The organism is Streptomyces yerevanensis (assembly GCF_000716805.1).
Lineage (GTDB): Bacteria > Actinomycetota > Actinomycetes > Streptomycetales > Streptomycetaceae > Streptomyces > Streptomyces flaveus.
In genome coordinates, this window is record NZ_JNWJ01000017.1 from 127,747 (window position 1) to 149,962 (window position 22,216).

The window sequence follows — 22,216 nt, forward strand, 5'->3', positions numbered from 1 at the left end:
CTGGTCATCTTGATCGTCAGTCCTGTCCCACCCGGATGACGCCCAGCGCCGAGAGCAGCGCTCTGGGATCCCACGTCACGTGCTCCTCGACGATCCGGTCCCCCTCGAAGCGGGCGAACGTGGCGCCGCTGACCTCGACGTGCCGCTTGGTGGGAGGGACACCGAGGAACGAGTTCACATGGGTTCCGCTGCTGTGCCAGCGGATCGCGGCCCTGTCGCCTTCGACGACGATGTCGTCGATGGTCGTGACCAGGTCCGGGAAGGCCTCTCGGGTCGAGACGATCGCGGCTTTGAAGGCGTTCAGGTCCTGCGGGTGCGGGTTTCCTCCGTGGCGGAGGTACGCCGGGCTCAGCAGCGCGTCGAGGGCATCGACGTCACCCTGGCCCCAGGCCGCGGCCCACTCCTTCTCGATGAGCCCACGACGGGCGTCAGAGTGCGACATCGGTCTTCTCCTTTCGATCTGCACTCAGCTCCTTCCAGAAGGACACCGCCAGGCCGGCGATGATCACGAGGAAGGGCAAGGACGTCACGATGACGGTGTTCTGAAGGGCGTTCAGTCCGCCGGCGAGCATGAGGACGACGGCGGTGACACCCGTGAGGACGCCCCAGAGGATGAGTACCGAACGACGCGGGGTGAGCGATCCGTCCGAGGTCATCATGGACAGCACGTAGGTGTTGGCGTCCGCGCCGGAGACGAAGAACATCACGACCAGGATGATCGCGATCACCGATGTGACAGTGGCAAGCGGGAAGTGGTCGAGGGTCGCGAAGAACGCGCTGTTGATGTCAGCCGTGGTCTGTTTGGCGATGTCGCCGCCCTCGAACAGGTCGAGGTGGATCGCCGTACCGCCAAAGACGGTGAACCAGGTGAAGAACACCACGCTGGGGACGACCAGGACACCCGTGATGAAGCCGCGGATGGTGCGGCCACGTGAGATACGGGCGAGGAAGACACCCACGAAGGCGCCCCAGGAGACCCACCAGGCCATCATGAAGTAGGTCCACCACTGCATCCACTCGAGGCCGCCGAACGCGGTGCCCTGCAGGCTCATACGGAAGAAGTCGGTGGCCCACTGGCCCACGGACTCGATGTACAGGTTCGCGAGGAACACGGCCGGGCCGACGATCAGCATGAAGACGAACAGCGCGGCCGCCAGCAGCGAACTGCCCTGGCTCAGGAACTTGATGCCCTTGCTGACACCGGTCACCGCCGAGAGCGTGAAGACCGATGTGACGGCGGCGATGATGAGCACCTGGCTCACCGAGTTGACCGGGACCCCGAACAACCTGCCGAGACCGTTGTTGACCTGGAGAGCTCCAAGGCCCAGGGACGTCGTGGTGCCGAAGAGCGTCGCGAACACGGCGAGCACGTCGATCGCCTTGCCGATCGGCCCGTTCACGCGGTCGCCGAGCAGCGGCACGAACAGCTGGCTCACCAGGGTGCGCCGGCCCTTGCGGTAGGTCGAGTACGCGATGGCCAGACCGAAGACGGCGAAGATCGCCCAGGCGTGCAGGCCCCAGTCGAAGTAGGAGTACTGGAGAGCGCGCACCGCTGCCGCAGGGGTGTTCGGCTCGGCGAGACCGTGCGGTGGCGTCGCCAGGTGGGAGATCGGTTCGGCGACACCGTACGAGACCAGTCCGATACCCATGACAGCGCTGAGGATCATGGCGAACCAGGTCGGCGTCGAGAACTCGGGACGGTCGCTGTCCTTGCCCAGTCGGAGGTCGCCTGCGGGGCTGAAGGCCAGGAACACCAGGAAGACCAGGAGGGCGAGCGTGACCACCAGGTAGCTCCAGCCGAACGTGGCCGTCACCCAGTTCAGCGAGTCGTTCGTGACCTCGTTCAGGTTGTCGGTGAAGAGCACCGCCCAGGCTACGAAGACGGCGGAGATACCGATCGAGGTCCAGAAAACGGAGCCGAGCTTGCCGCCGCCGTCGTGGCCGGTGCCGGTGCCGGTGCCATCCGTGGGGCTTTCCCCACCGCTCCCCGACGGCGTGGCGGGCGTCGTTTCCGCGCCTGTTCCAAGGTCACTGGACATGAAACTCCTTGGGTCCGCGGGGCCGATGGCCACCGATGCTGGCATACAAGTGGCAGTAAGGCAGGTCGCGGATTGAGCGTCAAGAGGTCGATGTAAGCGAATCGTAAATTCGTGTGCGGCCGCACGTAAACACACAGGTCAGTGGCCCTGAATGGAATGCATGCAGCTGCCGGGAAGGGGCTCGACAGAGTCCTCCAGCTCGACACCTTGACCGATGCGAGAGGGGTCCCTATCGTCCTGTGGCATGCAAGAGCGCATCATGGATCGTCTTGACGACAGCATCGGTCTCCGCAAACTCGTGCTCTACCGCGACGTCGTCCTCACCGAGGCGGGCGAGGCGCCCGCACAGCCCGCACGGCGAGCCAGCGTCGCCGCCGTCATCCGGAACCCCTGGGTGGGCGTCGGCCCTTCGGCCGATCTGTCCGAACAACAGGGCCAAGTCGCCCCGGTGCTCGCGAAGTTGCTGACCGGCCGGCTCATCGGCGCCCTCGGTGGCGTGAACGAGATCGAATCGTTCGGCAAGGCCGCCATCGTCGGCACGGGGGGCGAGATCGAGCACGCCGGTGCCCTCATCCACACTCCGTACTTCGGCAACCTGGTCCGGGAGTTCCTCCAGGGCGAGTCGATCATCTGCTTCGCCGACACACGCGCCGAGGCCGGCGAGACACTGATCGTCCCGCTCTGGCACAAGACACATGCCGCGACGCGCAGTCACTACCAGACCATCAGCGCCCGTGTTTCCGACGCCCCGCGCGCCGACGAGATCGTCGTCATCGCCGCCGCGTCGACGGGGCCGCGCCCGCACCCCCGTATCGGGGACCGCATGACCGACCCCGTCATCAGCACCGAAACCCTGGAGGTAGTCCCTTCATGAACGTCCGCAAGATCGTGACCGTCGTCGAGGAGATCCACACCGAAGGCGGACGCGAAGTGAGTCGTCCCGCCCGGGTCGCCGTCGTCGCGGCCGTGATCGAGAACCCGTGGGCCGGGCAGGGTTTCGTCGAGGACCTCACTCCCGGAATCGACGCGAACGCCTCCGACCTCGGAGCACTGCTGGCCCCAGCGGTCCTCGACGCCCTGGAATCCCCCGCAGAGGCGTACGGCAAGGCGGCCATCGTCGGCCTGGACGGCGAGGTCGAGCACGGCTCGGCGCTGATCCACACACTCCAGTTCGGCGACCACTTCCGCAAGGCCGCGAACGCCACCACCCTGCTGCCCGCGGTCGAGAAGCGCGGGCCCGCCGGCATCGTCTTCGACATCCCTCTGAAGCACATCACCGACGCCACGATCCGTTCGCACCACCAGAGCATCGAGATCCGGATCAGCGACGCCCCCCACCCGAACGAGATCGTCATCGCGCTTGCCGCAGCCGCCCAGGGGCGCCCCCAGCAGCGCCTGGCACCGCTCTCGACCGAGCAGTAGGCGTTCATGAGCAAGCCCACCGTGGTCCTGCTGCACGGCGTCGGGCTCGACCACACCATGTGGGAGCCGGCCGCCGCGCTTCTGGCCGACCGCTTCACCGTGATCGCCCTCGACCTGCCGGGCCACGGCACCCGCCCGCCGGTGAGCGACGGGGTGACACTCGCCGACCTGGCCGACGGGGTGGTCGGCGAGATCCCGACGGGCTCGCACCTGGTCGGATTCTCGCTCGGGGCACTCGTCGCCCAGCATGTGGCGCTGCACCACCCGGAGTTGGTGGCGACGCTGACCTCGGTCAGTTCGGTGTGCGAGCGTACGGCCGAGGAGCGGGCGTCCGTAATCGACCGGCTACGCACCGCGGAGGCCGACTTCACGGCGAGCGCGGCCGCGTCCCTGGAGCGGTGGTACGCCGGCACCGACGTCGGCCCCGAACAGGTGGCGCGCACCGAGGCCACGCTGCTGTCCAACGACGTCAGGTCCTTCCTCAACTGCTATCGCGTGTTCGCCACAGCGGACGCCGAACTCGCGCCGGACCTGGCCGCCATCGCCGTACGCGCACTGGCGGTGACGGGCGAGAACGATCCTGGGTCCACCCCCGAGATGGCCCACCGGCTCGCCGCGGCGCTTCCCGACTGCCGTGCAGAGGTCATCCCCCAGGCACGTCACATGCTGCCCGCCGAGCGCCCCGAGGCGTTCGTCGACTCCCTCACCACCTTCATCGGAGAGTGCGCACATGTCTGACCTCACCACGTTGCAGCACTTCATCGGCGGGACGTGGGTCGAGCCCGCATCGGGCGAGTACTTCGAGAGCACCAACCCGGCCACCCGCGAGGTCCTCTATCGGGCCGCGCGCGGGAACGCCGCCGACATCGAGAAAGCCGTGGCCGCCGCGAGGAAGGCGTTCGAGGACCCGCGCTGGCGCGACCTCAGCCAGACGCGGCGCGGACACCTGCTGCGGCGCCTGGGTGACCTGATCGCCGAGAACGCCGAAGACCTGGCCCGCATGGAGACGCAGGACAACGGCAAACTGCTGCGCGAGATGCGCGGGCAGCTGGCCACCCTGCCGGAGTATTACTACTACTACGCCGGGCTGGCCGACAAGATCCACGGCGACTTCATCCCCACCTCCGACCGACAAGTGCTCAACTACACGGCCCGTGAGCCCCTCGGCGTGGTCGGAGCGATCACGCCCTGGAACTCTCCGCTGACGTTGACCAGCAGCAAACTGGCGCCCGCGCTCTGCGCCGGCAACACCGTCGTGATCAAGCCCTCGGAGTACACCTCGGCCACGGTGCTCAAGCTCGCCGAGCTGGCGCTCGAGGCGGGATTCCCGCCGGGTGCGGTGAACGTCGTCACCGGGTTCGGCGCCGAGGTCGGGCAGGCCCTGGTCGACCACCGCGACCTCGCGAAGATCTCCTTCACCGGCAGCACCGCCACCGGGGCGCGCATCGCCGCCGCGACGGCGAGCCGTTTCATCGGCTCCACGCTCGAACTCGGCGGCAAGTCGCCCAACATCGTGTTCGAGGACGCGAACCTACCGAACGCCGCGATGGGCGTCGTCGCCGGTATCTTCGCCGCCGCCGGACAGACCTGCATCGCCGGCAGCCGGGTGTTCGCGCACAGGTCCGTCTACGACGAGCTTCTCGAGCGTGTCTCGGAACGCGCCCGGACCATCCGTATCGGCGACCCGATGGACGAGAAGACCGAGCTCGGTCCGCTGGCCTTCGAAGGCCAGCGGGACAAGGTCGCCGGGTACGTCGACCTCGGACGCGGCGAAGGTGCCCGGGTGCTGACCGGCGGACGGGCCACCGACGGCGGCCTCGGCGGCTACTTCTACGAGCCGACCGTCCTCGTGGACGTCGACAACAGCATGCGCGTCGTGCGCGAGGAGATCTTCGGGCCCGTCCTGGCGGTCATGCCGTTCGACACGGAGGAGGAGGTCGTACGTCTGGCGAACGACACCGAGTACGGTCTTGCGGCCGGCGTGTGGACGACGAACCTCGCACGGGCGCACCGGATGGCGGCGCGGCTGGATGCCGGGACCGTGTGGGTCAACACCTACCGGGCCATGTCCCCGATGTCACCGCGCCAGGGCTTCAAGACCAGCGGCGTCGGCGTCGAGCACGGCACCGAGACGATTCTGGAGTACACGCGGCTCAAGAGCGTCTGGATCAACACGAGCGAGGAGCCCGTGGCCGACCCGTTCACGATGCGGAGCTGACATGCCACAGGTCTCCATCACCATCGCCTAGATGGACGCCGCCCGCGCGGGGCAGGTCGGCGTGAGAGCCGACGAGCACAGCGACCAGGGCACCGTCCGCCACCTGGTCATCGCAGCAGACGAGGAGCAGTCATGAGGTTTTCGTTGTTCGTGCACATGGAGCGCTGGGACGAGGAGGTCAGCCACCGGCAGCTCTTCGAGAACCTCTCCGAGCTGGCCCTGATGGCCGAGGCCGGCGGGTTCGGCACCGTGTGGATCGGGGAGCACCACGCGATGGAGTACACGATCTCCCCCAGCCCGATGCCGCTGCTCGCCCACCTGGCCGCGAAGACCTCGACCATCCGCCTGGGTGCCGGGACCATCATCGCCCCGTTCTGGCACCCACTCAGAGTCGCCGGTGAATGCGCGCTGCTCGATGTCATCAGCAACGGCCGGATGGAGGTCGGACTCGCCCGGGGCGCCTACCAGTTCGAGTTCGACCGACTGGCAGGCGGACTGCCGGCCGCCGACGGCGGCAAACACCTGCGTGAGCTCGTGCCGGCGGTCCGCGCGCTCTGGCAGGGCGACTACGCCCATGACGGCGAGATCTGGCAGTTCCCGACCTCGACCAGTGTGCCAAAGCCGGTGCAGCAGCCCACCCCGCCCATGTGGATCGCCGCTCGCGACCCTGCCTCCCACGACTTCGCGGTGGCGCAGGGCTGCAACGTCATGGTCACCCCGCTGATGAAGGGCGACGAGGAAGTCGCCGACCTCAAGGGGAAGTTCGACACCGCCGTGGCGAACCATCCAGAGGTGCCGCGTCCCGACCTGATGGTGCTGCGGCACACACATGTCCACTCCCCTGACGAGCCCGACGGCTGGCGCCCGGCCGCGGAGGCGATCAACCGTTTCTACCGGACCTTCGACGCCTGGTTCGGCAACAAGACCACCCCACGGAACGGGTTCCTGCCGCCCAGCCCGGAGTCGAAGTTCGAAGGCCGGCCTGAGTTCCAGCCGGAGGAACTGCGCAAGACCGCGATGATCGGCACCCCGGCCGAGGTCATCGAACGGCTGCGCTCCTATAGGGAACTCGGCGTCGACGAGTACAGCTTCTGGATCGACAACAGCATGTCGCACGAGGAGAAGCGCAAGTCGTTGGAGCTGTTCATCAAGGAAGTCGTACCGGTCTTCCAGTGAGTCGAGGCTGTCCGGCGAAGCCGTTGCCGAGGAAGAACCGGATCTCGGTGAACGCGATGTCAGCGATCAGCACCAGGACCGCATGCGTACCGGTCATTCACGGGCGGGGAGAACCAGGCGGAACGTGCATCCCGGACCGGCTCCTGTGTCGAGTTCCAGGCGGCCGCCGTGGCCCTGGGCGATCGCCGTGGCGATGGCGAGGCCGAGGCCGCTGCCGCCGTGGTCACGGGAGCGGGAGGGGTCGACGCGATAGAAGCGCTCGAAGACACGCTCGGCCTCCTCCGGCAGCAGCCCGGGCCCCTGGTCGGCAACTTCGATCACGTGGATCGGTGCGCCCTCGGCCAGGGACGGGGAGGCGCTGGTGCGGCCGGGGCGGTCGGTGCCGCCCGTCGTCGCCCCTGCGCGGGCGGTGCCCACGCGCACGTCGACAGGGGGGCCGGGGGGCGTGTGGACGAGCGCGTTGGACAGCAGGTTGTTGACGACCTGGAGCAGGCGGTGGGGATCTCCCACCGTTTCCACGACCTCGAGTTCGGAGTCCTCGGTCTTCTCGTCGTTCTCGTCGTTCTCGTCGAGAGGGCTGAGCGTCACGCGATACTCGCCGCCTGCGCGTACGGCCGCCGCACTCACCGCGTCAGCCGCGAGGGCCAGCAGGTCGACGGGGACGCTGCGGTACGCGGGCTCCTGGTCGAGCTTGGCGAGCAGGAGCAGGTCGTCGACGAGGAGGTTCATGCGCTCGGCGTTCCTGGCGACCTGTTCGTCGGCCTCCCGGCGTTGTGCGGCGGGGCGGTCCGGGTGGCGCAGGGCCAGTTGGGCGAAGCCCTGGATGGAGGTGAGGGGCGTACGCAGCTCGTGTCCGGCGTCGGCGACGAAGCGACGCAGCCGGGCCTCCGAGAACTCTCGCTGTCGCAGGGCCTGTTGGAGGCGGTCGAGCATGTCGTTCAGTACGGTGCCCAGGCGGCCGGTCTCGGTGTGCGGATCGGTGTCGGACAGTCGCAGGCTCAGATCCCCGGCGGTGATGTCCTGAGCCGTGTGCTCCATCCGGGTCAGCGGAAGGAGGCCGAGGCGGACCACCCACCGGCCGACGGCGATCAGCCCGACCACGGTCGCGGCGAAGACGGCCACGTTGAGGGCCAGGAGTTTGTCCATGGCCCCTTCCACGGTGTCGAGGGGCAGGGCGACCACGAAGCTGGTGTCCTCGACGGGTCCGTTCTTCCACAGCACCCGCCAGTGGCCGTCGCCGGATACGGCGGGGACAACGGCCTGGTGCCCCTTGGTCAGACGGAGTGCGCTCGTGGAATGCGGCAGCTTCGGCCCCGGCTTTTCCCCATCGCCCAGGGTTCCCCGCTGGTCACCCGAGGCGTCGTAGAAGGTGAGCCGGAAGTCCGAGGGCAGGGTGACGGAGTCCGGGGCGGGTCTGCTGGGCAGCTTGGCGCGGTCGGGGAGGGTGAACTCCATCAACTGTTGGTCGATTCGGTTCAGCAGCCAGGAGTGCAGGACCAGCACTCCGATGGTCTGTGCGGTGAGAACGGCGGCCGCGGCGAGCAGGGTCACACCCCACACGAGGCGGCTGCGCAGCGAACGGGGGCGCCGGGTCCGCGGCGGGCGTGTCACCGGTCGGTCCCTGTCGCATGGTGGCCCCGGGGAAGCCGCAGGCAGTAGCCGACCCCGCGCACGGTGTGCAGCAGGGGCGGGTCGAAGCGATCGATCTTGCGGCGCAGGTACTTGACGTAGGTCTCGACGATGCGGCCGTCGCCGGCGAAGTCGTACCCCCACACGTGGTTGAGGATCTTGGTCTTGCTCACCACCCGGTTGGCGTTCTCCATCAGGTAGGCGAGCAGGTTGAACTCGGTCGGAGACAGCGGGATGTACTCGCCGGCCCGGTGCACCTCATGGGCGTTCTCGTTCAGCTCCAGGTCGGCGAAGCGCAGGATCCCGCTGTCGGCGCTCTCCGTGTCCGGCAGGTGGTCGGGGTCCGTCCGGCGCAGGATGGCGCGGATGCGCAGCAGCACCTCCTCGATGCTGAACGGCTTGGTCACGTAGTCGTCGCCGCCCGCGGCCAGGCCCGCGATGCGGTCGGTGAGCTCACCGCGGGCCGTGAGGAACAGCACCGGTGTCCGCACACCCGCCGCCCGCAGGCTGCGGGTGACCTCGAGGCCGTCCAGGTCGGGCAGCATCACGTCCAGCAGAACCAGGTCTGGGCGCAGGCCCTCGATGTCCCGCAGGGCGTCCTGCCCGGTGGCCGCGCCGGCGACCTCGTAGCCCGACAGTCGCAGCGCCGACTCCAGCAGCATGCGGATGCCGGGGTCGTCCTCGACCACCAGGAGGCGGTGCGGGGCCGGGGCGAAGGGCGGTTCGGGCATGGTGCTGTGTCGTCCGTTCTGCCGCCGCTGCTACTTGGTGGTGCTGTGGGCGGCGCAGTCGTACAGGGTCGTGGCCGTAAGGCCCATGATGCCGCCCGCGGCCGAGTCGCTGCTGCCGGAGCCGCTGGTGCTGCCGCCGTACTCCTTCGCGGACACCTTGGCGCAGTTCTCGCTGATCCACGTCGACCGCTGGGATGCCGCGCTGTCCGCGCCGCCCATCAGGGCGCCCAAGCCGACCGAGGAGCCGGAGTCGGAGCCGAGGACGTAGCGCAGTTCGCCGCTCTTGGTCCACTTCCGCAACTGCTGCACGGACGGTGCGTCGTCGCTGCCGCTGAAGCCGCCCATGCCGATGACGGTGGCGTCACTGCTCAGGATGAACGTGGCCGACCCCATGGATCCGCCTTCGACCGCGAGGGTGATGCGGGCGTCGCCGGAATGCTCGGTGGCGTAGTCGAGAATCCTGCGCTGCTCGGAGCTGAGGGCCGTACCGCCACCCGGGCCTGCGAAGCCGCCTCGGCTGCCCGAGCCGCTCCCGCCGCCGGTTCCGGGGGAGGAGGGCATGGAGCCCCCCGCGGAGCCCGAGCCGTCGCCTCCGCCCGCGCCGGGGGCCCCGGGCATGTCGGTGGGCGCCCCCGAAGGCATACCCTCGGGCAGCTCGCCCGAAGATCCGCCGGGCGTTCCCGACCCGCCTTGGCCGAGGCCCCCCGGCAACTCGACGCCTTCGGGCAACTCGAGTCCCTCAGGCAGCCCGCCGCCACCCCTCCCGCCGAACGACATCGTCGCCGGCCCGGCCGTCGGGTTGCCCCCGCTCATCGCCGACCCCGACCCGCCCGGCACGCTCACCGCCCACGCGCCCGGCGCGAGCAGGACCGCCAGCAGCGCACCGCCCAGGGCGACCGGCACCAGGCGAACCGTCCGCCACGCGGCGATCAGCAGTCCGACGGCGACGAGTCCCAGCAGCAGCACGACCCAGGCCAGCCACCCGTTCCAGGACGGAACCCGGCGGATCACGACGACGGCCCACCCCACGGTCACCAGTACGGTTCCGGCGCCGACGGGCAGTGCCCAGCGCGCCCCGGCCCGGTGCGCCCGCGCCAGCGCGGTCACCAGACCCGCGGTCAACGCGGCCACGGCGGGGGCGAGTTGGGTCGTGTAGTACGGGTGGAAGACGCCCTCCTGACTGGAGAACACCAGGCCGCACACCACCAGCCAGGTCCCCCACAGCACCCACCCGGAGCCCGCCAGGGCCTCGCCCGCCGAGCCGCTGCCGCGCCGGCACAGCACCGCCCCGGCCACCGCGACGACCAGGGCCACCGCGCTCACCGGCAGCAGCCAGCTGATCTGCCCGGCCACCTGATCGTTGAACAGCCGCAGCAGGCCCGCCTCGCCGCCGAAGGCGCCGCCCATGCTGCCCATGCCGCCGCTGCTCGTGCTCTCGCCGAAGACCCGGCCGAGCCCGTTGTAGCCGGTCACCAGGTCCCAGGCGCCGCCGTCGGTGCTGCCGCCGATGTACGGCTGCTCACCGGGCCACCAGGCGACCATCGCCACCCACCACAGGGAGGAGACCGCGCACACGGCACCGGCGATCAGCAGCCGCCCGACGCGTGCGAGCCAGGTCCCCGTCGCGCCGACCAGCCAGGCCGCGGCGAGGGCCGGGAGCACCATCCAGGCCGCCATCATCTTCGTGAGGAACCCGCAGCCGATCAGGAACCCGCACGCGCAGAGCCACCACGTGGAGCGCCGGCCCGGGTCGGTCTGCAGGGCACGGGTCAGCGCGTACGCGGCGGACACCAGGAACAGCACCAGCAGTGTGTCGGGGTTGTTGTCCCGGTTGATCGCCACGGTGATCGGCGTCAGCGTCATCACCAGGGCCGCGAGCAGCGCCGCACCCTCGCCCGCCCAGCGCCGGACCGTACGGTGCAGCACCAGGACGGCGGCGACACCCTCCACCACCTGGGGCAGGATCAGCGCCCATCCGTGCAGGCCGAAGATCTTGCTGCTGACGACCTGCGGCCAGAGCGCGGCCGGTGGCTTGTCGACCGTGACGACTCCGGCCGGGTCGAAGGAACCGAACAGGAAGTTGGTCCAGCCCTGGCCCATCGACTTCACGGCGGCCGAGTAGTAGCTGTTGCCCCAGCCGAGGGAGCCGAGGGCCCAGCCGTACAGCAGGGCGGACAGGAGCAGGATCGCGGCCAGGGCGGCGGGGGCCGCCCAGCGCGGCAGGGCGCGCCTCGTGACGGGCAGGCGCAGGTCGGTGCTCGGCTGCGCCTGGGTGGTGTGGGTCATGGTGGGATTCGCTCTCGGGGAGTCGTACGGGGATCGGTCGCGGGGTGTCGTACGAGATCGGTCGCCGGGGAGTCGTACGGGGGTCAGGGCGTGCCGCGGCGGAAGACGGCCAGCCGCAGCACCAGGAAGCGGATGCCGGTCACCAGGACCGAGGAGGCGGCGAGCACGAGCGTCTCGGCGGCGGCCGACGCGTCCGGTACGGCGTCACGGAAGAGCAGCACCGCGGCCGAGGTGATCAGATACCCGAGGACGAACAGCGCTCCGGCGCCCAGGTGTGCCCGCCCCGCACCGACACCGTCGGCGGAGTAGCGGAAGGTGAGGCGGCGGTTGGCCTCGGTGTTGAGGAGGGTGAGGACGAGGAGCGAGACGAAGTTGGCGGCGGCGGGCTGCCACCAGCCGCGCAGCAACCAGTACAGGAGGGCCTGTCCCGCGGTCGACGCTATGCCGATGAGGACGAAGCAGCTGATCTGCCAGGCGAGTTGAGAGCGGGCGGCGTCCGGGGCCAGGACGGCGTCGGGGTGCTCGGCGGCGGGTTCGGGGCGGCGCGGCACCGGGACGCGGGCGGCGCCCGACGCCTTGAGCCGGGCCATGCGCCACAGGCCTTTGAGGTCGTCGGTGGCGGTGCCGACGACGTTCACCCGGGTGTCGACGTCCTCCACCCAGTCGACGGGGACTTCGTGGATGCGTAGTTGGTTGTGCTCGGCGAGCAGCAGGAGTTCGGTGTCGAAGAACCAGGCGTCGTCCCGGGTCCTGTCCAGCAGCGGGCGGAGCACGTCGGTGCGGGCGGCCTTGAATCCGCACTGGGCGTCACTGAAACGGGCGCCGTGAGTGAGCCGGATCAGCGCGTTGTAGCAGCGCGAGATCAGCTCGCGGCGCGGGCCGCGCACGGTGCGGGCGCCGGGGGCGAGGCGGCTGCCGATGGCGAGGTCGGAGTGGCCGCTGGCCAACGGGGCGATGAGCGGCAGCAGTCCGTCGAGGCCGGTCGACAGGTCGACGTCCATGTAGACGACGATGTCGGCGTCGCTCGTACCCCAGGCGGTGCGCAGCGCGAGACCGCGGCCCTTGCGCTCCAGGTGGACGACGCCGACACCGGGCAGTTCGTCGGAGAGCTCCCGGGCCACGGCCAGGGTGCCGTCGACGCTGGCGTTGTCCGCCACGGTGATCCGCCACGGGTAGGGCAACTCGTCGCGCAGACGGGTGTGCAGGGTGCGGACGCAGCCGGGCAGGGCGCGTTCCTCGTTGTAGACGGGGATGACGATCTCGACGGTCGGCGTGCGCGTGGCGGTCGAGCCATGGGCACCGGCCCGCGACGCCGGCTGAAAACGCCGGACTGTACGCGGACTGCTGCTGGTGTGCGTCATGAGTTCCTCGAGCGGTGGGGGTCGGTGGGGCGGCTCCCGTTCGCGCCCGCGTCCTGGCGGGTGCCGGGTCGACTCTGACCGGCGCGGCAGGGGAAACGCGGGGAGCGAGCTGGGAATTGACGGAGAGTCCGCTGTCAGTCGGCCCGCCGACAGGCGGCGAAGGACCCGGCCGATCTTCGCCGTACGACCTGAGAAGCCGAGGTCAGCCACCCGGGAATCAGCCGAGAGGATGCTGTGCCACTGGTATGCGGTACCAGTGGCCGCCAAAGAGCGGCACGCTCATCGGCGCAAAGCGTCGGCCACAGCCGGATAAGGCGTGGCCACGGAGCCCGTCCCAGTGGTACCGCGGTACCACTCGGACACCGAAGTGTCCCCTGTGGTCCCAAGGTTTCGACCGGCCGTCCTCGTAGTTTCGAACGCAGAGGCGCGGTGCGTCCGCGGCCGGTACGAGGCGAGGAAGGCCACTCCATGATCGAAGCGCGTGAGCTGACGAAGCGGTACGGGGACAAGACGGTCGTCGACCAGCTGTCCTTCACCGTCAAGCCGGGTGAGGTGACCGGCTTCCTGGGACCCAACGGTGCGGGCAAGTCGACGACGATGCGCATGATCATCGGCCTGGACTTTCCCACCGGGGGCTCGGTCACTGTCAACGGACGGTCCTACGCCAAGCACGGCGCACCCCTGCACGAGATCGGCACGCTGCTGGAGGCCGGGTCCGTCCACCCTGGGCGTACCGCGTTCAACCACCTGATGGCGCTCGCGTACACCCACGGCATTTCGCGCCGCCGGGTGGACGAGGTCATCGAGCTGGCCGGGCTGGGCAGCGTGGCCGGCAAGCGTGTGGGCGCCTTCTCCCTCGGCATGGGCCAGCGGCTCGGCATCGCCGCGGCCCTTCTCGGCGATCCGGCGATCGTCATGCTCGACGAACCGGTCAACGGCCTCGACCCCGAGGGCGTGCTGTGGGTGCGCAATCTCCTCTCCGGGCTGGCCGATGAGGGCCGGGCCGTGATGCTCTCCTCGCACCTGATGGGCGAGACCGCGTTGATCGCCGACCATCTGGTGATCATCGGGCGCGGTCGGCTGCTCGCGGACACCACGGTGGACGACTTCGTCCGGGAGGCCGGCGGCGGGGGTGTGAAGGTCGCCACCACCGAGGCCGGGAAGTTGCGTTCGCTGCTGGCCGGCCCGGATGTCACGATCAGCTCCTCCTCCGCCGAGGAACTGCTGGTCTCCGGACGCGATGCCCGTGAGATCGGGGCGATCGCCGCTGAGCACGGGGTGGCGCTGTACGAACTCACCCCGCAGTCGGTCTCGTTGGAGGAGGCCTTCATGGAACTCACCCACGACGCCGTCGAGTACCACAGCGCTTCCGCCGACACCGAACGAAAGGCCGCCTGATGACTGCCGACACGCTTTCCGCGGCGCCCGCACGTACGACGGTCCGGAAGGTGACCGGCCGCCGGGTGCTGCGTTCGGAGTGGGCCAAGTTCTGGTCGCTGCGCTCCAGTTGGATCACCCTGGGCGTCGCTCTGTTCCTGCTGATGCTTTTCGGTGCGATCGCCTCCGCCACCTACAGTCCGGACGCCCTCCCGAGTGACGGGCCGCCCGGTCCGGGTGCCGGCGGCGACAGCGACGCGGTCAGCCTGGCGCTGACCGGCGTCACCTTCGCGTCTCTGGCCATCGGCGTGCTCGGGGTGCTGCTGTCCGCCGGCGAGTACAGCACCGGCATGATCCGCTCCACGCTCGCCGCGGTTCCGCGACGGCTGCCGGTCCTGTGGTCGAAGAGCGCCGTGATCGGGGCCATCGCGCTGGTCCTCACCACGATCGCCGCGCTGGCCGCGTTCCAACTGGGCGCTCTGGGCCTGGACGGCGAGAAGATCGCGCTCTCCCTGAGCGACGACGGCGTACTGCGCAGCCTGGCCGGCGCCGGAGCCTATCTCGGTCTGGTGGCCGTGTTCGGCGTGGCACTGGGGGTGCTGATCCGCTCCTCCTCCGGGGCCATCGCGGCCCTGGTCGGCATCCTGCTCATCCTGCCCGGGCTGGCCTCACTGCTGCCCGACTCGTTGTACGACACGATGAACCCCTACTTCCCCAGCAACGCGGGGTCGGCCGTCTACGCCCTGCAGGAGTCCTCGGATTCCCTCTCCCCCGGCGCGGGGCTCGCGGTCTTCGCCGGCTGGGTGGCGCTGACACTCGCCGGGGCGGCATACCGGCTGGCCCGAACCGACGCGTGACCAGCGCACCGGCGACAATGAGAGCCATGAGTCCGAAACGGGCGGCAGCCGCCGCGGACATCACCCAGGGGACGGTGCACCCGCCGTCCCCTGGGCTCGACGCCGCCTGGGGGCATCCCCTGCTGGGGCGAATGCTGCGCGGCCAGAGCCACCAGCAGCGGTTGGACCGACGGCACCCATGGCTGCTCGACACCGCCGTGGTGCTGATCGTCGCACTCGTCAGCCTGCCCGACCTGATCTCCAGCACCCCTAACGGCCCGTTCGGGGAAACGGACTCCCGCGGCGAGCTGCCGTCCGGCGTCCCGTTCGTTTTCGCCGCCGCCCTCATCGTGCCGCTGTGGTGGCGACGCAGGGTCCCGGCCGTCACATACTTCGTGATCTCGCTGGTGTCCCTCGTCCAGTGGTCGCTGGGCATCTGGCAGCAGGCCGGAGTCAGCATGCTCGTCGCGCTGTACACCCTGGCTCTGCACGGTTCACTGCGGGTGCTGGGCTGGGCTGCGGCGCTGACCGTCGTCGAAATGACCCTGGCGGTCTTTGTCATTGTGCCTGTCGAGCGTCCGCTGCTCGGCCTGTTCTTCCTGCTGGGGACGGCGACCGCTGCCGTCGCCATCGGCCTGACGCTCCGTATCCGCCGGATGTATCTGGCGGCGCTGGAGGACCGCGCCAGACGCCTCGAGATCGAGCACGACCAACGCGTCCAGCTCACGGCAGCGGCCGAGCGTTCCCGGGTGGCGCGCGAGATGCACGACATCGTCGGCCACAATCTCTCGGTCATGGTCGGTCTCGCGGACGGCGCCGCGACGCTGGCTGCCAACCGGAACGAGCAGTCCGCCGAGGCCCTGCGCATCCTGGGCGACACCGGCCGACAGGCCATGGGCGAACTGCGCCGCGTCCTGGGCGTGCTGCGCGAGGAGCAGCAGGATGACGTACGGCCGCTCAGTCCGCAGCCGGGAATCCGCGAGCTGGACCCCTTGCTGGCGCGGGTCCGCGCGGCGGGGCCGGCGGTGACCTACCGGTCCGTGGGCGAACTCGACTCACTGGGCAGCGGCGTCCAGCTCACCGTGTACCGCATCGTCCAGGAAGCCCTGACCAACACGCTCAAGTACGCCGGTACGGGCACCGCCGCCGAGGTCACCGTGACCGCCGACGCCGGCAAGGTGCGGATACGGGTCGCCGACACCGGCGTACCGCAAGGCGCACACAGGCCGGCGGAGCCGGGGCCGCGGACCGGCGACGCCGGGCACGGCATGATCGGCATCCACCAGCGGGCCGCCATGTACGGCGGTGCCGTCACCATCGGCCCGCGCGAGGCGGGGCACGGCTGGATCGTGGACGTCGTGCTCAACGTCCCCTCCGCCCCCGCCCCGTCGGTCTCGGGAGAACCTCAGCCATGACCACCGTGCTGATCGCCGACGACCAGCCCCTGCAGCGCATGGGCTTCCGCATGCTCCTGGAAGGCACCCCCGGCCTCACCCCGGTCGGCGAGGCCGAACACGGGGCCGAGGCCGTCCGCCTGGCCGCCCAACTGCGCCCCGACGTCGTCCTCATGGACATCCGCATGCCCGGCATGGACGGTCTCGAGGCGACGCGGCGGATCGTCGCCTCCGGCGGCCGTACCCGTGTGCTCATCGTGACCACCTTCGATCTCGACGAGTACGCGTACGACGGTCTGCGGGCCGGCGCCAGCGGCTTCCTGCTCAAGGACGCCCGCCCCGAGGAACTCGTCGCGGGCATCCGCGCGGTCGCGACCGGCGACGCCGTCGTGGCCCCGAGTCTGACCCGGCGTCTGCTGGACGCCTACGCCCACCAGGTCCTCGCACCCTCCGGCGCCCCCGCGCCCGCGGACCCCCGGCTGCAGACGCTCAGCGACCGCGAACGAGAGGTCCTGGTCGCCATCGGCCAGGGCTGGACGAACACGGAGATCGCCGAACGGCTCGTCCTCACCGAGTCCACGGTCAAGAAGCACGTCGGCCGTGTCCTCGCCAAGATCGGGGCGCGCGACCGCATCCAGGCCGTGATCATGGCGTACGACGCCGGGTTGGTCAGGGCGAAGCCGTAGCCCGACTGTGCGGGCGCGAGGCCGGTCCGCACCTGCCCGGACGACGCGCCAAAAGCCCCTCCCTCTGCCGGCCAGGGCAGGCGGTGGCATCGGCTTCCTCGACGGGGTGCGGGAGGCCCGCGGCGGGCGCACGGTACGCCGTGGAGATCAGCGGTGGGGTTACGGTGCCGACCGGCGGAGCACCGTGGCCAGCGCCTTGCGTAGCAGGCGGGTCGCTTCGGCGGTGTCGGAGGCGCCGCTCGGCCTGCGCCAGGCCACGTAACCGTCGGGGCGGATCAGCAGCGCGCCGTCCTCGTCGATCTCCGCGCGGCGGGCCCACTCGCCGTAGGCGTCGTGCGCGTCGCGGTCGACGACGACGCCGCGCAGGTCGAGATCGAGTTCCTGGGCCAGGGTGTCGGCGGCGTCGGCCCACTGGGTTCCGGACAGGCCGGTCAGGACGGAGAACTTGCCGCCGCCGACCAGGTCGAGTGTCGAGATCCGCTTGCCGTGTGGGTCGACGAGCCAGGCGTGCGGCAGCTTGGCTCCGGGGCGGGAGGTCGGGCGTCCGAAGAGTTCGTCGTCGCGGGAGATGTGTTCGACGGTGCCGTCGGGGATGACGGCCGCTGACTCGTAGCGCTGGTTGTGCTCGACACCGTGGGCGTTGAACTCGTAGTGCTTCAGCTCGATCGCCTCGCGGATGGCCCGCCGTTTCTTGGCCCCCTCGGCGTCCGGCTGCCGGGCCGCGTGCAGCGCCTTCGTGATGCCCTCCTCGTCACCGCCGACGACGCCGAGGGCCTCGAACAGGGGGAGGAACTGGTCCCGGGAGAGGTTGGCGCGTTCGACGATCTGTTGGGCGACGGGGGCCCTTTCGTCGGTGTAGGTGTCCAGCAGTTCGGGCCCGGCTTGACCGTTGATGACGGCCGCCAGTTTCCAGGCCAGGTTGTAGGAGTCCTGGACCGAGGTGTTGGAGCCGAGGCCGTTGGACGGGGGATGCCGGTGCACGGCGTCCCCGGCGCAGAAGACGCGGCCGGCGTGCAACCGGGTCGCGTAGGCGTGGTTGACCGTCCAGAGCGAGGCGTTGTCGATCTGGACATCGAGATCGTCGTCGCCGACGAGGTCGCGGACGATCGCCTTGGCCGCCTCGTCGGTGAGCGCCGGCGGGTTGTCGATGTCGTAACCCCAGACGATGAGCCACTCGTTCCACGGCCGGACCATGCGCAGCAGGCCCATGCCGATCCCGCCGACGTCGGCGCCCGGGCGCATGATCCAGTACAGGACGCTGGGACGGTGCTCGACGTACTGCGCGAGGTCGGCCCTGAAGACGATGTTCATGCTGCCGGCCTTGCCCATCTGCCCTTCCATGGGCAGTCCGAGCTTGTCGGCGACGAGGCTGCGGCCGCCGTCGGCGCCGATCATGTAGCGGGCGCGCACGGTGTACTCACTTCCGCCGGGCCGGTCGCGCAGGCGCGCGGTCACTCCGTCGGCGTCCTGCTCGAAGTCGACGAGCTCGGTGTTCAGCCGGACCACGGCGCCCCGCTTGGCGGCGTTGGCCAAGAGGATGGGCTCCAGGTACGTCTGCGGGAGGTCGATCATCCCGCACGGGCTCTGGGCCGTGTACTCGGTGAGGCTTTCGTCGCCGGTGCCCCAGGTGCGGAGGCGGGCGATCTCCTCGCCCAGGAGCGAGGTGGCGAACACCGTGTCGCCCATCAAGGAGCTCGGTGTGCCCTTCTCCAGCGCCTCCTGCTCGATCCCGAGGTCGCGGAAGACCTCCATGGCACGCTGGTTGGTGATGTGGGCGCGGGGGGTGTCGGCGAGCCATCCGTACTTGGTGACCAGTTGGGTGCGCACTCCGTAGGTGGCCAGCATCAGGGCCGCGGAACCACCGGCGGGTCCGCTGCCGACGACCAGGACGTCGGTGTCGTAGCTTTCAGGCAGGCTCATGCTGTCTCCGTCGGTACTCATCAGTCGATCGTGGGGTCAGTGCCCGAGACGTGCGATGCGGAAGGTGAACTCGAGCAGACGCCACTCGCCGTCCACCGCCCGGCCGTCGGGTGTCGGTCCTGTGCGCGGGGTGAAGTCGGTGATCAGGTCGTCCTTGACGCCGAAGACGGCGTCGCGCTGCCCGGGGGCTCCGTCGAGATAGGCCCCGCCCCGCACGAACAGCTGGGTGATCAGCGGCTGGTGTCCGGGGGCGTTGATCAGGAAGTGCACATGCGGTGCGCGGTACGGGTGACGGCCCACGGCGGAGAGCATCCTGCCGACCGGACCGTCGTCCGGGATCGGGTACTCCGACGGGAGGATCGACCAGAACGTGAACCGCCCGTCGGCGCCGGTGGTGAACCGGGCGCGCAGCACCGGCCCGTCCAGATCGGGGAGTTGGACGTCGTAGAAACCGTCCTCGTTGGACTGCCAGACGTCCACGACGGCACCGGCGACCGGTTTCCCCTCCGGGTCGGTCACCTTGATGTCCGACCACAGCGGCGTACCCGTGAACCCTCCCGCGATGTCACTGCCGTGTTCGGCGGCGGGCGGCCCGGCCACGTAGAAGGGGCCGAGGATCGCCGAGGAAGTGGTGTCGGGGGTACGGGAGTTGGCGAGGGCGTCGACCACGCTGGACACCCCGAGCGTGTCGGAGAGGAGGATGAACTCCTGCCGCGTGTCGGTGGTGATGTGGCCGGCCTCGGTGAGGAAGGCGATGGCTTGCTGCCACTCCTGCGGAGTCAGGTCGTTGCGGACCGTGTAGGCGTGCAGGGTGCGGGCAAGATCGGTCAGCAACTGCCTGAGCCGCGGGTTGGCGCAGCCGTCGAAGCTCGCGACCACCTCATCGGTCAGTGAGCTCAGGGGGTCGGTTGCGGACACGGCGGGGCGGTTGCCCTGCCAGGCGTCCCGCAGCAGGTCCGCGATACCGGCACGGGTCAGCTCGCGCGGGTTCGGATACGGCTGTGCGGTGGCCAGTTCCGCCGCGTGGTCCAGGTCGGCTTCGGTCATGCCGAGATCGCGCAGCGACGTCGGGCCGCCGACCCGGTGGATCAGGTCGAAGACGCCCGTGGGCGCGTCGTCCACGCCCAGTGCGCGGGCGATGCGTTCCATCGCCTCCGGAGCGGCGGGCGCGTTGTACGCCATGGCGTGCGGAAGGACCACGGTGTGGGTCTCGGCGTGCGGCAGACCGAAGGTGCCGCCCAATGTGTGACAGAGCTTGTGGTGCAGTCCCATGCCGACGGTGCCGAGGCAGACGCCCGCCAGCCACGCCGCTTGCAGCAGCTCCGCCCGTGCCTCCACGTCGGACGGGTCGTCGTGGACGGCGGGCAGGGCACGGGCGATCGCGGCGACCGCCTCCAGGGCCATGGCATCGGTGACCGGGTCGGCGTCCGGCGAGTAGAGGGCTTCCACGGCGTGGGCCAGCGCGTTGACGCCGCTGGTCACGGAAACCGTGACGGGGAGACCGAGGGTGAGCTCCACGTCGTACACGACCGTTTCCGGCAGGATCGCGGGTGAGGACCGGGTGGTCTTCCGGCCGTCCACCGTCTCGCCGAGCACGGGTGTGACCTCGGAACCGGCATAGGTGGTCGGCACGATGAGCTGCGGCAGATCCGTACGTACCGCCAATGCCTTCGACAGGCCCGTCGTCGAGCCGCCGCCGATCGCGACCAGGCAGTCAACTCCCTGGTCGCGCACCAGTTCCAGCGCCCGCTCGGTCACCTCGACCGGGGTGTGCATGGCCGCACCGTCGAACTCGGCCGCCACCAGGTCACCCAGGTCTTCACGCAGGCGTTCGGTGCCCTTCCGCAGTGCCGGTGACCCGTCGGAGAGCAGCAGTACCCGGAATGCGCCCAGCCGCTCCGCCTCCTCGCGAACCCGCCGGACCGTGCCCGCCCCGAACAGCACGCGGCTCGGGCTGGCTGTGTGCACGAAACTCCTCATGAAGCTGCTCTCCACACTGCGGTGCGGGTGTCAGGGGCGTGTGCCGCAGTATTCAGGCCCATGCGGCCGCCTTTCCTGCACGTTCGCGGCGTCCCTTTGCACAAAAGCAGCGGCGGTCGCTGTGCGGGGCCGTCCTTGCCTGCTTCCGCCGGGGACGGAGAGACTAGGGGCATGAGCGAGCTCGGACTGCGAGACACCAATGGAATCCTGGCTCTGCCAGGGGTGCGCCCGGTCCGCAGCAGCGAGGGGCTCGGCTGGGATCGGCTGTACGTGTCCACGCAGCGGGAGTTGCCGTACCGCGAGTCCTTCCCGGGAGCCCGCAGCCATCTGGTGATCCTGCATCTGGACGGCCCGGTCACCGTCAGGCGGGGACGCCGAGGACTGACCGCCGCACGGCAGGTGCCCCGCGGCGGCCTGTTTCTACACCCTGCTGACACCGAACTGGACGTGGAACTCGGTGGGCTGCTGAACACCGTGCACGTCTATGTGTCGGACGCGGCTCTCCAGGCCACCGCGGACGACGACCGACCGGTGCGGCTCAAGGAGGAGTTCGGGGGCACGGACCCCCTGCTGGAGCAACTCGCCCTGACGCTCGACGGTGTCGTGCGGCGCTGGGAGCCCAGTGGGCGCACCTATGTGGATCAGCTCGCGCTCATGACCGCCGCCCACCTGGCCCGGCGGCACAGCGTTCGCCAGCAGGACGCCGAGCGGTCGGGACGGCCGGGCGGGCTCAGCGACCGCCAGTTCACGGCCGTTCGGGAACTCTTCGACGCCCGGCTCGCCGAGCCCTTGTCGTTGGCGGACCTTGCATCGGCGGCGGGGCTGAGTGTCAGCCAGTTCGCCCGGCGTTTCAAGGCCCGCACGGGGTGCCCTCCCCATCGGTACCTCACGGGCCTGCGCGTGGAGCAGGCCGCCCGCTTGCTGCGTACGGGGGACATGCCCATCGCACAGGTGGCGGCGATGTGCGGCTTCTCCCACCAGGAGCACCTGACCCGGGTGATCCGTTCCCACCTCGGTACGACACCGGCCGTCCTGCGCCGCGAGGGTTGACGAGGCGCACAGCGTTCCCCGCGGGGTGCCTCCGGCGGTTGGGCGGGGCGCCTACGGGGGTGGTGGGTTCGGTTTGTTGGCGACTGCGGGCCGTCTGTGGCTGGTCGCGCA

18 protein-coding genes are annotated in these 22,216 nt (G+C 70.0%); 10 read left to right on the forward strand and 8 right to left on the reverse strand.

Features of this window, described 5'->3' with window-relative positions:
• Positions 1-16: 16 nt before the first annotated feature.
• Both OP79_RS19965 and OP79_RS19970 read right to left on the reverse strand, forming a co-directional pair.
• On the reverse strand, positions 17-442 hold the full coding sequence (locus tag OP79_RS19965; protein WP_033321609.1) for an ester cyclase: 426 nt from the start codon (positions 440-442) through the stop codon (positions 17-19).
• On the reverse strand, positions 429-2,039 hold the full coding sequence (locus tag OP79_RS19970; protein WP_033321610.1) for a BCCT family transporter: 1,611 nt from the start codon (positions 2,037-2,039) through the stop codon (positions 429-431). Before OP79_RS19970 ends, OP79_RS19965 begins: the two co-directional genes overlap by 14 nt.
• Positions 2,040-2,298: 259 nt before the next feature.
• On the opposite strand from OP79_RS19970, the gene OP79_RS19975 reads away from it, so the two are divergent.
• From OP79_RS19975 to OP79_RS19995, 5 genes are all read left to right on the forward strand, one after another.
• Complete coding sequence (locus OP79_RS19975) at positions 2,299-2,913, forward strand: amino acid synthesis family protein (protein WP_245685390.1); 615 nt, start codon at positions 2,299-2,301, stop codon at positions 2,911-2,913.
• On the forward strand, positions 2,910-3,461 hold the full coding sequence (locus OP79_RS19980) for an amino acid synthesis family protein (protein ID WP_033321612.1): 552 nt from the start codon (positions 2,910-2,912) through the stop codon (positions 3,459-3,461). Before OP79_RS19975 ends, OP79_RS19980 begins: the two co-directional genes overlap by 4 nt.
• 6 nt (positions 3,462-3,467) lie before the next feature.
• On the forward strand, positions 3,468-4,199 hold the full coding sequence (locus OP79_RS19985; protein WP_033321613.1) for an alpha/beta fold hydrolase: 732 nt from the start codon (positions 3,468-3,470) through the stop codon (positions 4,197-4,199).
• Positions 4,192-5,679: an aldehyde dehydrogenase gene (locus tag OP79_RS19990; RefSeq protein WP_033321614.1), complete on the forward strand. Its 1,488-nt coding sequence runs from the start codon at positions 4,192-4,194 to the stop codon at positions 5,677-5,679. The genes OP79_RS19985 and OP79_RS19990 overlap by 8 nt, the downstream gene beginning before the upstream one ends.
• Before the next feature lie 132 nt (positions 5,680-5,811).
• On the forward strand, positions 5,812-6,855 hold the full coding sequence (locus tag OP79_RS19995; protein ID WP_033321615.1) for an LLM class flavin-dependent oxidoreductase: 1,044 nt from the start codon (positions 5,812-5,814) through the stop codon (positions 6,853-6,855).
• Positions 6,856-6,948: 93 nt separating this feature from the next.
• On the opposite strand, the gene OP79_RS20000 is transcribed toward OP79_RS19995, so the two are convergent.
• From OP79_RS20000 to OP79_RS20015, 4 genes are all read right to left on the reverse strand, one after another.
• The gene (locus OP79_RS20000; protein ID WP_033321616.1) at positions 6,949-8,466 is read right to left on the reverse strand and encodes a sensor histidine kinase; all 1,518 of its coding nucleotides are present in this window, start codon (positions 8,464-8,466) and stop codon (positions 6,949-6,951) included.
• Positions 8,463-9,215 (reverse strand): response regulator transcription factor, encoded by a 753-nt coding sequence (locus tag OP79_RS20005; protein WP_033321617.1) that lies wholly within the window; start codon positions 9,213-9,215, stop codon positions 8,463-8,465. Before OP79_RS20005 ends, OP79_RS20000 begins: the two co-directional genes overlap by 4 nt.
• 30 nt (positions 9,216-9,245) lie before the next feature.
• Entirely contained in the window at positions 9,246-11,501 is a 2,256-nt protein-coding gene (locus OP79_RS20010; protein ID WP_033321618.1) for an ArnT family glycosyltransferase, read from the reverse strand.
• Between the two features lie 83 nt (positions 11,502-11,584).
• The gene (locus OP79_RS20015; RefSeq protein ID WP_033321619.1) at positions 11,585-12,862 is read right to left on the reverse strand and encodes a bifunctional glycosyltransferase family 2/GtrA family protein; all 1,278 of its coding nucleotides are present in this window, start codon (positions 12,860-12,862) and stop codon (positions 11,585-11,587) included.
• Between the two features lie 468 nt (positions 12,863-13,330).
• Here OP79_RS20015 and OP79_RS20020 point away from each other — a divergent pair, with 468 nt between their 5' ends.
• Genes OP79_RS20020 through OP79_RS20035 form a run of 4 tightly spaced genes read left to right on the forward strand, consistent with a single transcriptional unit; the run spans position 13,331 to position 17,155 of the window.
• Entirely contained in the window at positions 13,331-14,260 is a 930-nt protein-coding gene (locus tag OP79_RS20020; RefSeq protein ID WP_033321620.1) for an ATP-binding cassette domain-containing protein, read from the forward strand.
• A complete protein-coding gene (locus OP79_RS20025) occupies positions 14,260-15,096 on the forward strand; it encodes an ABC transporter permease (protein WP_033321621.1) in 837 nt (278 codons plus the stop codon). Before OP79_RS20020 ends, OP79_RS20025 begins: the two co-directional genes overlap by 1 nt.
• A gap of 26 nt (positions 15,097-15,122) precedes the next feature.
• Positions 15,123-16,490 carry a sensor histidine kinase gene (locus OP79_RS20030; protein ID WP_033321622.1) on the forward strand — a complete coding sequence of 456 codons (1,368 nt, stop codon included), beginning with the start codon at positions 15,123-15,125 and terminating at the stop codon, positions 16,488-16,490.
• Positions 16,487-17,155 (forward strand): response regulator, encoded by a 669-nt coding sequence (locus OP79_RS20035; protein ID WP_033321623.1) that lies wholly within the window; start codon positions 16,487-16,489, stop codon positions 17,153-17,155. The genes OP79_RS20030 and OP79_RS20035 overlap by 4 nt, the downstream gene beginning before the upstream one ends.
• A 159-nt stretch (positions 17,156-17,314) precedes the next feature.
• On the opposite strand, the gene OP79_RS20040 is transcribed toward OP79_RS20035, so the two are convergent.
• Positions 17,315-19,096, reverse strand: coding sequence for an FAD-dependent oxidoreductase (locus OP79_RS20040; RefSeq protein ID WP_245685391.1), 1,782 nt, complete (start codon positions 19,094-19,096; stop codon positions 17,315-17,317).
• A gap of 15 nt (positions 19,097-19,111) precedes the next feature.
• Positions 19,112-21,043 (reverse strand): maleylacetate reductase and hydroxyquinol 1,2-dioxygenase domain-containing protein, encoded by a 1,932-nt coding sequence (locus OP79_RS20045; protein WP_245685392.1) that lies wholly within the window; start codon positions 21,041-21,043, stop codon positions 19,112-19,114.
• A 183-nt stretch (positions 21,044-21,226) separates the two neighbouring features.
• Here OP79_RS20045 and OP79_RS20050 point away from each other — a divergent pair, with 183 nt between their 5' ends.
• The gene (locus OP79_RS20050) at positions 21,227-22,105 is read left to right on the forward strand and encodes a helix-turn-helix domain-containing protein (RefSeq protein ID WP_033321626.1); all 879 of its coding nucleotides are present in this window, start codon (positions 21,227-21,229) and stop codon (positions 22,103-22,105) included.
• Positions 22,106-22,216: the final 111 nt, after the last annotated feature.